This is a genomic window from Pseudomonas sp. GGS8, assembly GCF_024168645.1.
GTDB lineage: Bacteria > Pseudomonadota > Gammaproteobacteria > Pseudomonadales > Pseudomonadaceae > Aquipseudomonas.
This window is the reverse complement of sequence record NZ_JALJWF010000001.1, coordinates 4,275,341-4,290,476: the sequence shown is the minus strand read 5'-3', so window position 1 is coordinate 4,290,476 and position 15,136 is coordinate 4,275,341. Positions and strand designations below refer to the sequence as shown.

At 58.3% G+C, this 15,136-nt stretch carries 14 protein-coding genes; 12 read left to right on the top strand and 2 right to left on the bottom strand.

Features of this window, described 5'->3' with window-relative positions:
* Positions 1-20: 20 nt before the first annotated feature.
* Entirely contained in the window at positions 21-383 is a 363-nt protein-coding gene (gene clpS, locus J3D54_RS19325; protein WP_015094394.1) for an ATP-dependent Clp protease adapter ClpS, read from the bottom strand.
* 225 nt (positions 384-608) lie between these two features.
* Here clpS and J3D54_RS19320 point away from each other — a divergent pair, with 225 nt between their 5' ends.
* Positions 609-890 carry a cold shock domain-containing protein gene (locus J3D54_RS19320; protein WP_253421568.1) on the top strand — a complete coding sequence of 94 codons (282 nt, stop codon included), beginning with the start codon at positions 609-611 and terminating at the stop codon, positions 888-890.
* A gap of 60 nt (positions 891-950) precedes the next feature.
* Here the strand turns inward: J3D54_RS19320 and icd are convergent, their stop codons facing one another.
* Positions 951-2,207, bottom strand: coding sequence for an NADP-dependent isocitrate dehydrogenase (gene icd, locus J3D54_RS19315; protein ID WP_253421565.1), 1,257 nt, complete (start codon positions 2,205-2,207; stop codon positions 951-953).
* A gap of 505 nt (positions 2,208-2,712) precedes the next feature.
* Here icd and J3D54_RS19310 point away from each other — a divergent pair.
* The 11 genes from J3D54_RS19310 (at position 2,713) to J3D54_RS19260 (ending at position 15,116) form a co-directional block, all read left to right on the top strand.
* Positions 2,713-4,938: an NADP-dependent isocitrate dehydrogenase gene (locus J3D54_RS19310; RefSeq protein WP_253421562.1), complete on the top strand. Its 2,226-nt coding sequence runs from the start codon at positions 2,713-2,715 to the stop codon at positions 4,936-4,938.
* Between the two features lie 231 nt (positions 4,939-5,169).
* Complete coding sequence (locus tag J3D54_RS19305) at positions 5,170-5,616, top strand: NUDIX hydrolase (protein WP_253421559.1); 447 nt, start codon at positions 5,170-5,172, stop codon at positions 5,614-5,616.
* Positions 5,617-5,675: 59 nt separating this feature from the next.
* Entirely contained in the window at positions 5,676-6,809 is a 1,134-nt protein-coding gene (gene mnmA, locus J3D54_RS19300) for a tRNA 2-thiouridine(34) synthase MnmA (RefSeq protein WP_253421557.1), read from the top strand.
* Positions 6,806-7,429 carry a high frequency lysogenization protein HflD gene (gene hflD / locus J3D54_RS19295; RefSeq protein ID WP_007940860.1) on the top strand — a complete coding sequence of 208 codons (624 nt, stop codon included), beginning with the start codon at positions 6,806-6,808 and terminating at the stop codon, positions 7,427-7,429. The genes mnmA and hflD overlap by 4 nt, the downstream gene beginning before the upstream one ends.
* Before the next feature lie 128 nt (positions 7,430-7,557).
* Entirely contained in the window at positions 7,558-8,928 is a 1,371-nt protein-coding gene (gene purB, locus J3D54_RS19290) for an adenylosuccinate lyase (protein WP_253421554.1), read from the top strand.
* Between the two features lie 86 nt (positions 8,929-9,014).
* On the top strand, positions 9,015-10,184 hold the full coding sequence (locus J3D54_RS19285) for a cupin domain-containing protein (protein WP_253421552.1): 1,170 nt from the start codon (positions 9,015-9,017) through the stop codon (positions 10,182-10,184).
* A complete protein-coding gene (locus tag J3D54_RS19280) occupies positions 10,177-10,602 on the top strand; it encodes a GNAT family N-acetyltransferase (RefSeq protein ID WP_253421549.1) in 426 nt (141 codons plus the stop codon). Before J3D54_RS19285 ends, J3D54_RS19280 begins: the two co-directional genes overlap by 8 nt.
* Before the next feature lie 235 nt (positions 10,603-10,837).
* Entirely contained in the window at positions 10,838-11,599 is a 762-nt protein-coding gene (locus J3D54_RS19275; protein WP_253421546.1) for a secretin N-terminal domain-containing protein, read from the top strand.
* A 514-nt stretch (positions 11,600-12,113) separates the two neighbouring features.
* Positions 12,114-13,439: an isocitrate lyase gene (gene aceA, locus J3D54_RS19270; protein WP_253421543.1), complete on the top strand. Its 1,326-nt coding sequence runs from the start codon at positions 12,114-12,116 to the stop codon at positions 13,437-13,439.
* Positions 13,440-14,017: 578 nt separating this feature from the next.
* A complete protein-coding gene (locus tag J3D54_RS19265) occupies positions 14,018-14,431 on the top strand; it encodes an NADH-quinone oxidoreductase subunit A (RefSeq protein ID WP_007905050.1) in 414 nt (137 codons plus the stop codon).
* Positions 14,432-14,441: 10 nt separating this feature from the next.
* Positions 14,442-15,116 (top strand): NADH-quinone oxidoreductase subunit B family protein, encoded by a 675-nt coding sequence (locus J3D54_RS19260; protein WP_007940869.1) that lies wholly within the window; start codon positions 14,442-14,444, stop codon positions 15,114-15,116.
* The last annotated feature ends 20 nt before the right edge of the window (positions 15,117-15,136 follow it).

Sequence of the window (15,136 nt, the reverse complement as noted above, 5' to 3'; positions counted from 1 at the left end):
CATACCCAAGTGGTCGGCGATTAACCGTCCTTCTCGATTTCACAGAGTAGCGGATGCTGGCTTTCCCTGGCGTACTGGTTGACCTGCATGGCCTTGGTCTCCGCAATGTCGCGGGTAAACACTCCACATACTGCCCGTCCTTCTGTATGAACGGCCAGCATGACCTTGGTCGCCAGCTCGCGATTCAGGTTAAAAAACACCTCGAGCACTTCGACGACGAAATCCATCGGTGTGTAGTCATCGTTGAACAAAACCACCTTGTACATAGGCGGCGCCTGTAAAGCAGGCTTAGCCTCCTGAACAGCAATGCCTGCGGAATCGTCGTCGTGTAAATCAGGGCGATCCTGATTGAATGTTAGTCGAATCTGGCTGATTGCATGCATGGAAAGAAAGGTTCGTCAGTTGTGCAAATACAGTGGTGGGGGCGCCCATCGACGATTTCAACTCCGACTACCCGGTCACCTTGACTATCGGGAAAACGGTGTTACAACCAATAGAGCCCACAGTGGGTAAAAAAGGTCCGCGGAGTCAATCCTATTTGCAAGATTAGACTGCGGATGAACTGGATGATACTCCAGTGATGGAGTCTGTTGCAGAGGGATATGGGTATGTCAGTTGGTAAGGTGAAATGGTTCAACAATGCCAAGGGGTTCGGCTTCATTAATACCGACGCCAGAGAAGGTCATGACGAGACCGGAAAAGAAATCGATTTCTTTGCCCACTATTCGGCCATCGAGATGGATGGCTACAAGACCCTCAAGGCCGGGCAAATCGTTAGATTCGAGATCATTCAGGGCCCCAAAGGGCTGCATGCGATAAAGATCGCGCCTGCCACCTCCCCAATCGGACAGACCGCAGCTGCCATCCAGCAAGAAACAGTGTCGAGCTGACGCAACCCGTCATCCAGTCATAAAAAACCGCCAAAAGGCGGTTTTTTTGTGCCGATCGGTTTACATATGCGAGATGAGCGCATCACCAAACGCGGAAGACGACAGCAGTTTCGCGCCCTCCATCAGGCGTTCGAAGTCATAAGTCACGGTTTTAGCGGAAATCGCACCATTGGTGCCTTTGATGATCAAGTCGGCCGCTTCGGTCCAGCCCATGTGACGCAACATCATTTCAGCGGACAGGATCAACGAGCCCGGGTTGACCTGATCCTTGCCGGCGTACTTTGGCGCGGTGCCGTGGGTGGCTTCGAACATGGCCACGGTGTCGGACAGGTTCGCACCCGGCGCGATACCGATACCGCCCACTTCCGCCGCCAGGGCGTCAGAGAGGTAGTCACCGTTGAGGTTCAGGGTCGCGATCACATCGTACTCGGCCGGGCGCAGCAGGACCTGCTGGAGCATGGCGTCGGCGATGGCGTCCTTGACGATGACATTCTTGCCGGTTTTCGGGTTCTTGAACTGCATCCACGGACCGCCATCGAGCAGGGTCGCGCCGAACTCTTCGGCGGCCACTTCGTAGGCCCATTCCTTGAAGGCACCTTCGGTGAACTTCATGATGTTGCCTTTGTGCACGATGGTCAGCGAATCGCGATCATTGTCGACCACATACTGCAGGGCCTTGCGCGCCAGACGCTTGGTGCCTTCCAGGGAGACCGGCTTGACGCCGATACCGCAGTTTTCGTCGAAACGGATCTTGGTGACGCCCATTTCTTCTTTAAGGAACTTGATGACCTTGGTCGCTTCCGGCGAACCGGCCTTCCATTCGATACCGGCATAAATGTCTTCCGAGTTTTCGCGGAAGATGGTCATGTCGACGTCGCCTGGCTTCTTGACCGGGCTCGGCACGCCTTCGAACCAGCGCACCGGGCGCAGGCACACATACAGGTCGAGTTGCTGGCGCAGCGCCACGTTCAGGGAGCGGATGCCACCGCCAACCGGGGTAGTCAGAGGCCCCTTGATGGAAACCACATAATCCTTGACCGCGTCCAGGGTTTCCTGAGGCAGCCAGGTGTCCTGATCGTAAACCTGAGTCGCTTTCTCCCCGGCGTAGACTTCCATCCAGGAAATTTTGCGCTCGCCGCCGTAAGCCTTCTTAACAGCAGCATCGACAACCTTGATCATGACCGGGCTGATATCAACGCCAATACCATCGCCTTCGATGAAGGGAATGATCGGGTTGTTAGGAACATTGAGAGAATGGTCCGCGTTGACGGTAATTTTTTCGCCGACGGCTGGAACCTGAATCTTCTTGTATCCCATGCTGAACTCCATTGTTTGGATTGAACATCTGGCTTCGTCCGAGCGTACCCCAGTTAAATCGGCGCGCAAACCCTATGTTCCGCCCATCTGCCGCAAAGCTGCGCAGTTCGTGACGTACAAGCCTGAAAGCAAAGGGAAAAGCGCCAAACTCAAGCACACCATACGAGGCTACGCCCCAAGCTCGCCTGCGACCTTTAGACCAATGGACGAGAATCGTTGCATATGAACCATCGGCAGATTGCCAGCTACCTATGTATAATGCCGCCGCTGACCACAGAGTCACGACGGCCGACCTCTCTGCCACTGGAAATGTAGCCGAGACTCTGGGCCCGAAAAAGCAGGATTGCTATCGCAGTCCACCCGCTTGACGCTCGACCGATGCACCCAACATCACCGCAAAGAACCTCGACATTCGGCTCATGGATGACTTTGAACGAACGCGCTTACCCGGCGCCCCTCGAGTTTCTGTGCACGCTTTAGCAAAGAAGAGAGAGTTAATCCGAATATGCCCACCCGCTCGAAGATCATCTATACCTTCACCGACGAAGCCCCAGCCCTCGCCACCTATTCACTGTTGCCTATCGTAGAGGCCTTCACCGCCTCCGCTGATATCGCCGTTGAAACCCGCGATATCTCTCTTGCAGGGCGCATTCTGGCCAGCTTCCCCGAGCAATTGGGTGACAAAGCGGTAGCCGACCACCTCGCCGAACTGGGCGACCTGGCCGTTACACCTGAAGCCAACATCATCAAGCTGCCGAACATCAGCGCTTCGGTTCCGCAACTGCAGGCCGCGATCAAAGAGCTGCAAGCCCAGGGCTATGCACTGCCGGACTACCCGGAAACCGTCACCAGCGACGCCGACAAAGAAGCCAAGGCCCGCTACGACAAAATCAAGGGCAGCGCCGTAAACCCGGTTCTGCGCGAAGGCAACTCCGATCGTCGCGCACCGCTGTCGGTCAAGAACTACGCACGCAAGCACCCGCACAAAATGGGCGCCTGGGCCAAGGACTCCAAGTCCCACGTGGCTCACATGAACACCGGTGATTTCTACGGCAGCGAAAAAGCTGCCCTGATCGACGCCGCTGACGCCGTCAAAATCGAACTGATCGCTCAAGACGGCACCGCCACCGTCCTGAAAGAAAAAACCACCGTACAAGCCGGTGAGATCCTCGATTGCGCGGTCATGAGCAAAAACGCGCTGCGCAGCTTCATCGCAGCCGAGATCGAAGACGCCAAAGCAAAAGGCGTGCTGCTGTCGGTTCACCTCAAAGCCACCATGATGAAGGTCTCCGACCCGATCATGTTCGGTCAGATCGTTGCCGAGTTCTATAAAGACGCACTGGCCAAGCACGCTGACGTGCTGGCGCAAATCGGCTTCAACCTGAACAACGGCATCGGCGACCTGTACGCTCGCATCAAAGCCCTTCCGGCAGAGCAACAAGCGCAGATCGAAGCGGACATCCAGGCGGTCTACGCCGTTCGTCCGTCGTTGGCCATGGTCAACTCCGACAAAGGCATCACCAACCTGCACGTACCGAGCGACGTCATCGTCGACGCCTCGATGCCGGCGATGATCCGTGACTCCGGCAAAATGTGGGGCACCGACGGCCAGCTGCACGACACCAAGGCCGTGATCCCGGATCGCTGCTACGCCACCATCTACCAGGCGGTGATCGAAGACTGCAAGGCAAACGGCGCCTTCGATCCAACCACCATGGGCAGCGTGCCAAACGTTGGCCTGATGGCGAAGAAAGCCGAAGAGTACGGCTCGCACGACAAGACGTTCCAGATCAAGGCCAACGGCGTTGTTCGTGTCACCGACAGCAAAGGCACCCTGCTGCTGGAGCAGTCGGTTGAAGCCGGCGACATCTTCCGCATGTGTCAGACCAAAGACGCGCCGATCCAGGACTGGGTCAAACTGGCCGTCAACCGCGCTCGCGCAAGCAGCACTCCAGCGATTTTCTGGCTGGACCCGATGCGCGCTCACGATGGCGTAGTGATCGAGAAAGTTCAGGCTTACCTGAAGGATCACGACACTTCCGGTCTGGACATCCGCATCATGTCGCCAGTCGACGCGATGAAGTTCACCCTGCAACGCACTCGCGAAGGCAAGGACACCATTTCGGTGACCGGCAACGTACTGCGCGACTACCTGACCGACCTGTTCCCGATCATGGAACTGGGCACCAGCGCCAAGATGCTGTCGATCGTGCCGCTGATGAACGGCGGCGGTCTGTTCGAAACCGGCGCTGGCGGTTCGGCACCGAAGCACGTTCAACAGCTGCTGGAAGAAAACTTCCTGCGCTGGGATTCCCTGGGCGAGTTCCTGGCCCTGGCTGCTTCCCTCGAGCACTTGGGTGTTACCTACAACAACCCTAAAGCGCTGGTGCTGGCCAAGACCCTGGATCAGGCCACTGGCCAGTTCCTGGACAACAACAAGTCGCCATCGCGCAAAGTCGGCAACATCGACAACCGCGGCAGCCACTTCTACCTGGCGCTGTACTGGGCTCAGGCCCTGGCCGCCCAGACCGAAGACGCCGCACTGCAAGCGCAGTTCGGCGAGCTGGCCAAAACCCTGACCGCGAACGAAGCAACCATCGTTGCCGAGCTCAATGCCGTTCAGGGCAAGCCAGTGGACATCGGCGGTTACTACCACGCCAATGCCGAGCTGATCAGCAAGGCCATGCGCCCGAGCAACACCTTCAACGCCGCGATCGCTGCGCTGGTTTAAGGTTGTAAAGGAACGTCACAAACCCCGGCCATGTGCCGGGGTTTGTGTTTCTGGCGCTCACACATACTTATCGGTCAGAACCCGACCCTGTGGGAGCTGGCTTGCCTGCGATAGCGGTTTATCATTCACCATTGATTTCGACTGACCCACCGCAATCGCAGCGGTGCGGCGATCCGACAAGCCAGCTCCCACAGGAACCTTATTTCAATATTCAAAACTCGAGGAAGCTTCATGGATTGGTTACCCCACATCACCGTCGCCACCATCGTCGAAGAAAACGGCCGCTTCCTGATGGTCGAAGAATCCAAGCACGGACGAACGGTACTCAACCAGCCGGCCGGCCATCTGGACCCGGACGAAACCCTGATCGAGGCCGCCGTACGCGAAACCCTCGAAGAAACTGGCTGGGACGTCGAGCCGACCGGTGTCATAGGTATTTACCTCTACACTGCGCCGAGCAATGGCGTGACCTATCAGCGGGTCTGCTTCAGCGCGAAACCTGTCCAGCACCACCCGGATTATCAATTGGACGACGGTATTGTCGGCGCGAAATGGCTAACGCGTGACGAACTGCTGCAACAGCGCGCAAACTGGCGCAGTGAGCTGATCATCCGCTGCATTGATGATTATCTGGACGGTAAACACTTCAGCCTCGAGCTGATCCGCCCTTCTCTTTAGCCTTGCAGGCTTGAGCCTGCTAGAATCGCGTCCTTTTTCAAGACACTCATTAAATCCCTATGCGTGATCCAGCCCCTTCTGCCACACAAAAGAAGCGCGTCATTGTCGGTATGTCCGGCGGCGTGGACTCTTCCGTTTCCGCTCTCCTGCTGATCGAGCAGGGTTATGAGGTGGAAGGTCTGTTCATGAAGAACTGGGAAGAAGACGATGGAACGGAATACTGCACCGCCATGGATGACCTGGCGGACGCGCAGGCCGTTTGCGACAAGATTGGCATCAAGCTGCACACCGCCAACTTCGCCGCCGAGTACTGGGACAACGTGTTCGAGCACTTCCTGGCCGAATACAAGGCCGGCCGCACGCCGAACCCGGACATCCTGTGCAACCGAGAGATCAAGTTCAAGGCGTTCCTCGACTACGCCATGATGCTCGGCGCCGACCTGATCGCCACCGGCCACTACGTGCGTCGCCGCGACATCGATGGTCGCACCGAACTGCTCAAAGGCCTGGATCCGAACAAGGACCAGAGCTATTTCCTGCACGCCGTCGGCGGCGAACAGATCGCCAAGACGCTGTTCCCGGTCGGCGAGCTGGAAAAACCGCAAGTGCGCGCGATCGCCGAGAAACACGACCTGGCCACCGCGAAGAAAAAGGATTCCACCGGGATTTGCTTTATCGGCGAGCGCCGCTTCAGCGATTTCCTCAAACAATACCTGCCAGCCCAGCCCGGCGAGATCAAAACCACCGAAGGTGAAGTCATCGGCCGCCACCATGGCTTGATGTACCACACAATCGGCCAGCGCCAGGGCCTGGGCATCGGCGGCCTGAAAGACGCCGGTGAAGAGCCGTGGTACGTGCTGATCAAGGACCTGGAACACAACGAGTTGATCGTTGGCCAGGGCAATGACCACCCGTGGCTGTTCTCCCGCGCCCTGCTCGCCTCGGATATCTATTGGGTCAACCCGATCGATTTGACCGAGCCGCGCAAGCTGACCGCCAAAGTGCGCTATCGCCAAAGCGACCAGCCTTGCACGCTGGAAAAGACCGCCACCGGCTACCGCGCCACCTTTGATGACCCGCAACGCGCGGTCACCCCAGGTCAATCCGTGGTGTTCTACGACGGTGAAATCTGCCTCGGCGGCGGCGTGATCGAAGTCGCCGAGCCCTGGACCAGCAAGGGTCAGCGTTCATGAGCCCGACTCAGGAGCAACTGACGGCCCTGGGCGGCGTGTTTCTCGCCGCCGTACTGGTCGACAAGATCGCTAAAACCGGCCAGACCAACGAAGCCGGCCTGACTTGCATGCTTGGCAGCCTGTTGATTCGCGACCCTAAGGACACTCTGGAAGTGTACGGCGGCGACGACATCAATTTGCGCGAAGGCTATCGCGCCTTGATCGGCGCCCTGGAACGCGACCCCAGCACCCTTCAGCGCGAACCGCTACGCTACGCCCTGGCGATGCTGGGGCTGGAGCGCCAACTGGCCAAGCGTAATGACATGCTGGACGTAATCGGCAAGCGCCTGCCGCAGATTCAGTCCCAGGTCGAACACTTCGGCCCGGCTCACGAAAACGTGATCGCCGCTTGCGGTGCGCTGTACCAGGACACCCTGAGCACCTTGCGCCAACGGATTCAGGTGCATGGTGACATGCGTAACCTGCAGCAACCGAGCAATGCCTCGAAAATCCGCGCGCTGTTGCTGGCCGGGATTCGTTCGGCACGCCTGTGGCGGCAGTTGGGCGGTCATCGCTGGCAGTTGGTGATCAGCCGACGCAAGTTGCTTAAAGAGCTTTACCCGCTGATGCGCAGCAGCTGAACCGCGCCTGCAATACCGTTTTGTAGTCAGTAACGCGTAATACGCCGGTCAGTTGGCAACGGACCTGCGGATTTTTTTCATGTATGATACGCGCCCCATTTCGTTGCCCGACTGTCCGAGAACACCCCATGCAGCTCTCTTCGCTCACTGCGGTTTCCCCTGTTGACGGCCGCTACGCCGGCAAAACCCAGGCCCTGCGCCCAATTTTCAGCGAATACGGCTTGATCCGTGCTCGCGTTCTGGTTGAAGTGCGCTGGCTCCAGCGCCTGGCCGCTCACCCTGCCATCAGCGAAGTGCCGGCGTTCTCCGCCGAAGCCAACGCGGTGTTGAACACCCTGGCGGAAAACTTCTCTCTGGAGCACGCCGAGCGCGTCAAAGAGATCGAGCGCACCACCAATCACGACGTCAAAGCCATTGAATACCTGCTCAAAGAGCAGGCGGCCAAGCTGCCGGAACTGGCCAAGGTCAGCGAGTTCATCCACTTTGCCTGCACCAGCGAGGACATCAACAACCTGTCCCACGCCCTGATGCTGCGTGAAGGCCGTGATGACGTAATGCTGCCGCTGATGCGCCAGACCGCCAACGCCATCCGCGAACTGGCCATCCGCTTCGCTGATGTGCCGATGCTGTCGCGCACCCACGGTCAACCGGCATCGCCGACTACCTTGGGCAAAGAGCTGGCGAACGTGGTTTACCGCCTGGAGCGTCAGATCGCTCAAGTCGCCGCCGTTCCGCTGCTGGGCAAGATCAACGGCGCCGTCGGCAACTACAACGCTCACCTGTCGGCCTACCCTGAGATCGACTGGGAAGCCAACGCCCGCGCCTTCATCGAAGACGAGCTGGGCCTGGGCTTCAACCCGTACACCACGCAGATCGAACCGCACGACTACATCGCCGAGCTGTTCGACGCGATCGCGCGCTTCAACACCATCCTGATCGACTTCGACCGCGACATCTGGGGCTACATCTCCCTGGGTTATTTCAAACAGCGCACCATCGCTGGCGAAATCGGTTCCTCGACCATGCCGCACAAGGTCAACCCGATCGACTTCGAAAACTCCGAAGGCAACCTGGGCATCGCCAACGCACTGCTCCAGCACCTGGCGAGCAAACTGCCAATCTCCCGCTGGCAGCGTGACCTGACCGACTCCACCGTACTGCGCAACCTCGGTGTCGGCTTCGCCCACAGCGTGATCGCGTACGAAGCCAGCCTCAAGGGCATCAGCAAACTGGAGCTCAACGAGCAAAAGATTGCCGCTGACCTGGACGCGTGCTGGGAAGTATTGGCCGAGCCAATCCAGACCGTGATGCGTCGCTACAACATCGAGAACCCGTACGAGAAGCTCAAAGAGCTGACTCGCGGCAAAGGCATCAGCCCTGAAGCGCTGCAAACCTTCATCGACGGCCTGGACATGCCAGCTGCCGCCAAGGCTGAGCTGAAACTGCTCACCCCGGCCAACTACATCGGCAACGCTGTAGCACAAGCCAAACGCATCTGATCGACCGCTCTACCCGTTTGAGACGCCCGGCAGCGCCGGGCGTTTTTATTCCCGTCTGAAAAGTGCTTTTTTTCAATAGGTTACACATGAATCCTGACATTCCTCTTCAACTTCTGGGCGGCATCACGGCACGGGAATTCCTGCGCGACTACTGGCAGAAAAAACCGCTGCTGATCCGTCAGGCGATTCCTGATTTCGAAAGTCCGATCGACGCAGACGAACTGGCCGGCCTGGCGCTGGAAGAAGAAGTCGAATCGCGCCTGGTGATCGAGCACGGCGAGCGACCTTGGGAATTGCGCCGCGGCCCGTTCGCCGAAGACGAATTCAGCAAACTGCCGGAACGCGAATGGACCCTGCTGGTACAAGCCGTCGACCAATTCGTGCCGGAAGTTGCCGAACTGCTGGAAAACTTCCGTTTTCTGCCGAGCTGGCGCGTCGACGACGTGATGATCAGCTTCGCCGCCCCGGGTGGTAGCGTCGGTCCGCACTTCGATAACTACGACGTGTTCCTGCTGCAAGGCCACGGCAAGCGCAACTGGAAAATCGGCCAGATGTGCGATTCCGAGAGCCCGCTGCTGCAACACGCCGACCTGCGCATCCTCGCCGATTTCGAAGCCACCGATGAGTGGGTGCTGGAACCGGGCGACATGCTCTACCTGCCGCCGCGCCTGGCTCATTCTGGTGTGGCTGTCGATGATTGCATGACCTACTCGGTCGGCTTCCGCGCCCCGAGCGCCGCTGAAGTGTTGACCCACTTCACCGACTTCCTCAGCCAGTTCCTGACGGACGAAGAGCGCTACACCGACGCCGACGCCCTGCCGGCGGTCGATCCTCATCAGATCCAGCACGACGCCCTCGATCGCCTGAAAAGCCTGCTGGCCGAGCACATGAGCGACGAGCGCCTGCTGCTGACTTGGTTCGGCCAATTCATGACCGAGCCGCGCTATCCGGAACTGGTGGTCGGCCCGGAAGAAGTCGAAGAGCAAGACTTCCTCAGCGCGCTCGAAGAAGGCGCCGTGCTGATCCGCAATCCGAGCGCACGACTGGCCTGGTCGGAAGTCGACGATGACCTGCTGCTGTTCGCCAGCGGCCAGAGCCGTTACCTGCCAGGCAAACTGCGCGAGCTGCTGAAAATGATCTGTGCCGCCGATGCCCTGCATGTCGACAACCTCGGCTCATGGCTGAACGACGAAGACGGCCGTGGCCTGCTGTGCGAACTGGTCAAGCAGGGCAGCCTGGGGTTTGCCGATGAATAAGATTCACGTACGTGTCGCAGACTGGCAAAAGGACAACGCCGAGATCCGGCGCATTCGTGAAGCGGTATTCGTCGCCGAGCAATCCGTTCCGCCTGAGCTGGAGTGGGATGCCGATGACGCCACGGCGGTGCATTTTCTGGCCTTCGAGGGCGACTTTCCGATCGGCACCGCCCGCCTGTTGCCCGATGGCCACATCGGCCGGGTGTCGGTACTCAAAGACTGGCGTGGCTTGAAGGTTGGCGATGCGCTAATGCAAGCGGTGATCGGTGAAGCCGAGAAGCGCGGGCTGAAGCAGCAAATGCTGAGCGCGCAAGTGCAGGCCACGGCGTTCTATGAGCGCTTGGGTTTCAGCATGGTCAGTGAGGAATTCCTGGAAGCCGGGATTCCCCATGTGGACATGGTGCGTCACTCGGCTTGATACCCTGTGGCGAGGGGGCTTGCCCCCGCTGGGCTGCGCAGCAGCCCTAAAAATCTTCGGGCCGCTATGCGACCAACGGGGGCAAGCCCCCTCGCCACAAATGCACATCATGAACACCCCAAAAACGCCCCGCCATTCTCGGATGCCGGGGCGTTTTGCTGTCTGTGATTCAACTCGCACCACGCCGGGCCGACAAACTGGCAATATCAAACCTTTGATTTGCGGAGAAACGGACATGTCCCTACGCACCCTGCTCACCACGCTGCTACTGACCTGCAGTTTTTCGGTCATGGCCGCCACCGAGATCGTGCCCCTGAATTACCGCACCAGCGCTGATCTGTTGCCAGTGGCGCAGAATTTCATCGGTAACGATGGCAAGGTCAGCGCCTATGGCAACCAACTGATCGTCAATGCCGAGCCCGGCAAGATCGACGAACTCAAGGCTTTCCTCGCGCAACTCGATACCGCCCCCAAGCGCCTGCTGATCACCGTCGACACCAACGAAAACAACTTTCAGGGCGATCAGGGCTACTCGGTGAATGGCGCCGCACCGAATCAGACCCGCATCATCAATCGCAGCACCGACAGCCGTGAAGGCGGCATCCAGCAGGTTCAGGCCAGCGAAGGCGCACCGGCACTGATCCAGGTCGGCCAAAGCGTGCCGCTCACCAGCACCCAGACCGACAGCTACGGCGACCTGCGCAGCCAGACCGAATACCGCAATGTCACCCAGGGTTTCTACGTCACCGCCAGCGTCACCGGCGACATCGTTCATCTGGCTATCAGTACCAACCGTGACCGGATGAGCCAGGAACGTCCCGATGTAGTGAACGTGCAGAGTACCGACACAACTGTCAGCGGCCGACTGGGTGAGTGGATCACCCTGGCCGGCGTGAATCGCCAGACTCAGGCCGACAAACAGGGCCTGACCCGCAGCTACTCGACTCAGGACCGGGACGACATGACTCTGCGGGTGAAGGTCGACACCTTGGACTAAAGCACCAAAAACTGACTGATTAGTCGTATTAGACTAAAGATGTAGTGCTTGAAAAAAAGCACTACAAAACGTTTGACGAGCCAAAAAAGCAAAGGCATGATGACCTCGCTCCCGCTAATCAGAGGCCCTGGCAAGGGCTTTCGAGTCGCTGTTCGCACCCTACCCCGCGAACCGATTCGTGTCTGTACCGCCCACAAGGTGTGTTTGACGAGGTTGCCGACTGGAACGAAGTTGTCCCGAGGGACGGAAGCGTAATTAGGTAACCCGGCTCCACACTGAAGTTCGCACCAAGGCCCACGACGCCCGAATGCGCTCGCCAGTTCGCCCTTACCTGCTCACCTCCCCTCGAGCCCATCGTTCATCCCGTCGCCATCCCCGCCAAACCCGACTTGACCGCCTAAGCTTCTGGTCAGCGAGCAACCATATACGCCCCCAATTGAATGAGCGTATTTGGCACGCAGGAACTGTCCACTCAGAACCACTTTCGATTAAAGACGCGACGAGGTTTATCTCCATGGCACTGACACGCGAACAGCAAATTGCAGCCCTCGAAAAAGATTGGGCTGAAAACCCGCGCTGGAAAGGCGTGACACGCACTTACTCCGCTGCTGACGTCGTCCGCCTGCGTGGCTCGGTTCAACCTGAGCACACCTTTGCGAAAATGGGCGCCGAGAAGCTCTGGAACCTGGTGACCCAGGGTGCCAAGCCGTCCTTCCGTCCTGAGAAAGATTTCGTCAACTGCATGGGCGCCCTGACCGGCGGCCAGGCAGTGCAACAAGTCAAGGCCGGCATCCAGGCAATCTACCTGTCGGGCTGGCAAGTGGCTGCGGACAACAACTCTGCCGAATCGATGTACCCGGATCAGTCGCTGTACCCGGTGGATTCGGTTCCAACCGTGGTCAAGCGCATCAACAACTCGTTCCGTCGTGCCGACCAGATCCAGTGGAAAGCCGGCAAGAACCCGGGCGACGAAGGTTACATCGACTACTTCGCCCCCATCGTGGCGGACGCTGAAGCCGGTTTCGGCGGCGTACTGAACGCCTACGAACTGATGAAGAGCATGATCGAAGCAGGCGCCGCCGGCGTTCACTTCGAAGACCAACTGGCCTCCGTGAAAAAATGCGGCCACATGGGCGGCAAGGTACTGGTTCCGACCCAGGAAGCCGTGCAGAAGCTGACCGCTGCTCGCCTGGCGGCTGACGTTGCCGGTACACCGACCATCATCCTGGCCCGTACCGACGCTAACGCGGCTGACCTGCTGACCTCCGACTGCGACCCGTACGACCAGCCGTTCGTGACTGGCGAACGTACCCAGGAAGGCTTCTACAAAGTGCGCGCCGGCCTCGACCAGGCCATCGCTCGCGGCCTGGCCTACGCGCCGTACGCCGACCTGATCTGGTGTGAAACTGCCAAGCCGGATCTGGAAGAAGCACGTCGTTTCGCCGAAGCGATCAAAAAGGAATACCCGGACCAACTGCTGTCGTACAACTGCTCGCCTTCCTTCAACTGGAAGAAAAACCTGGACGATGCGACCATCGCCAAGTTCCAGCGCGAACTGTCCGCCATGGGTTACAAGCATCAGTTCATCACCCTGGCCGGCATTCACAACATGTGGCACAGCATGTTCAACCTGGCGCACGACTACGCCCGCAACGACATGACTGCCTACGTGAAGCTGCAAGAGCAAGAGTTCGCTGACGCTGCCAAGGGTTACACCTTCGTGGCTCACCAGCAGGAAGTGGGCACCGGCTACTTCGACGACATGACCACCGTGATCCAGGGTGGCACGTCTTCGGTAACCGCGCTGACCGGCTCGACCGAAGAAGAGCAGTTCCACTGATCTGCTTCGCTTAAACAAACGGCCCTTGCGGACCGAATAAAAAGCTAACCGCAAAGCCGCTCATCTGACGCCCCGACTGGTTCGGGGCGTTTTTTTGCCTGCAATTTTTTGAACGCCACCCACCCTGTGGGAGCGGGCTTGCCCGCTCCCACAGTGGTCGGTGGCGCCCCAAGGCAAAACGTTGATCCAGAGCAGTTTCGCGATCAGGAAAACAAGGTAAAACCACCCCGCGCGCTACTTGCAGTAACGTGCATATAAGACAAGTTCCCGAACCGCTACCCGCTAAACAGTTTGAAAACCACACCAAATAACATTGATTATCATTTAGCAGCAACTATGTTCGTTACATTTCCTACAAAACATATTTGACAAACCCCCCGCTAATGCCCGGACCGCATGGGCTACAGGGCTTTTGAGGTGCGCCATGTCCTTATTCCAATAAATAATTTCGCTATAGGAATTTTACTTGCAGGGTGTTTAGCCATAAAATCAGCGCGATTGATTGCTGCGACATATCGTCACTGCCTTATTTCTTTATCAAGCTCAGAGACCTTTGCTCTCTGTTAAGGATTACCAGCATGCCCGAAGCGACCGGACTCATGGCCCACAACTGGGGCTTTGCCATTTTCCTTCTGGGTGTCGGCGGCCTTTGCGCCTTCATGCTCGGCGTCTCCAGCCTCCTCGGGTCAAAAGCCTGGGGCCGCAGCAAAAACGAACCGTTCGAATCCGGCATGCTACCTACAGGTGGCGCCCGCTTGCGGCTCTCAGCCAAATTCTATCTGGTCGCGATGCTCTTCGTGATCTTCGATATCGAAGCCCTCTTTCTCTTTGCCTGGTCTGTGTCCGTCCGCGAAAGCGGCTGGACCGGATTCGTCGAAGCTCTCGTTTTCATAGCAATTCTGTTGGCAGGTCTTGTCTACCTATTCCGAGTGGGCGCCCTTGACTGGGCTCCGGAAGCTCGTCGTAAGCGGCAAGCGAAGCTGAAACAATGAGGCTTTGGCAATGCAATACAATCTCACCAGGATCGACCCCGATGCTCCTAACGAGCAGTATCCGATTGGCCAACGGGAAACCGTTTCCGATCCGTTAGAAGATCAAGTCCACAAAAACATTTTCATGGGCAAGCTCGAAGACGTGCTCAACGGCACGATCAACTGGGGGCGCAAGAACTCCCTGTGGCCGTATAACTTCGGTCTTTCGTGCTGCTACGTGGAAATGACCACCGCCTTCACGGCGCCCCACGACATCGCGCGCTTTGGCGCCGAGGTAATCCGGGCATCGCCGCGCCAGGCGGATTTCATGGTTATCGCCGGTACCTGCTTCATCAAGATGGCGCCGATCATTCAGCGTCTCTACGAGCAGATGCTCGAACCTAAATGGGTTATCTCCATGGGTTCGTGCGCCAACTCCGGTGGCATGTACGACATCTACTCCGTCGTTCAAGGGGTGGACAAGTTCCTGCCCGTGGACGTCTACGTGCCTGGCTGCCCACCCCGCCCTGAAGCTTTTCTGCAAGGCTTGATGCTGTTGCAGGAGTCGATTGGCCAGGAGCGTCGCCCACTTTCCTGGGTCGTTGGTGATCAAGGCGTTTACCGCGCCGAGATGCCTTCGCAAAAGGAACAGCGCCGCGAACAGCGTATTCAGGTAACCAACCTGCGCAGCCCCGACGAAGTCTGATCCAGATCTGCTTCTTTTAT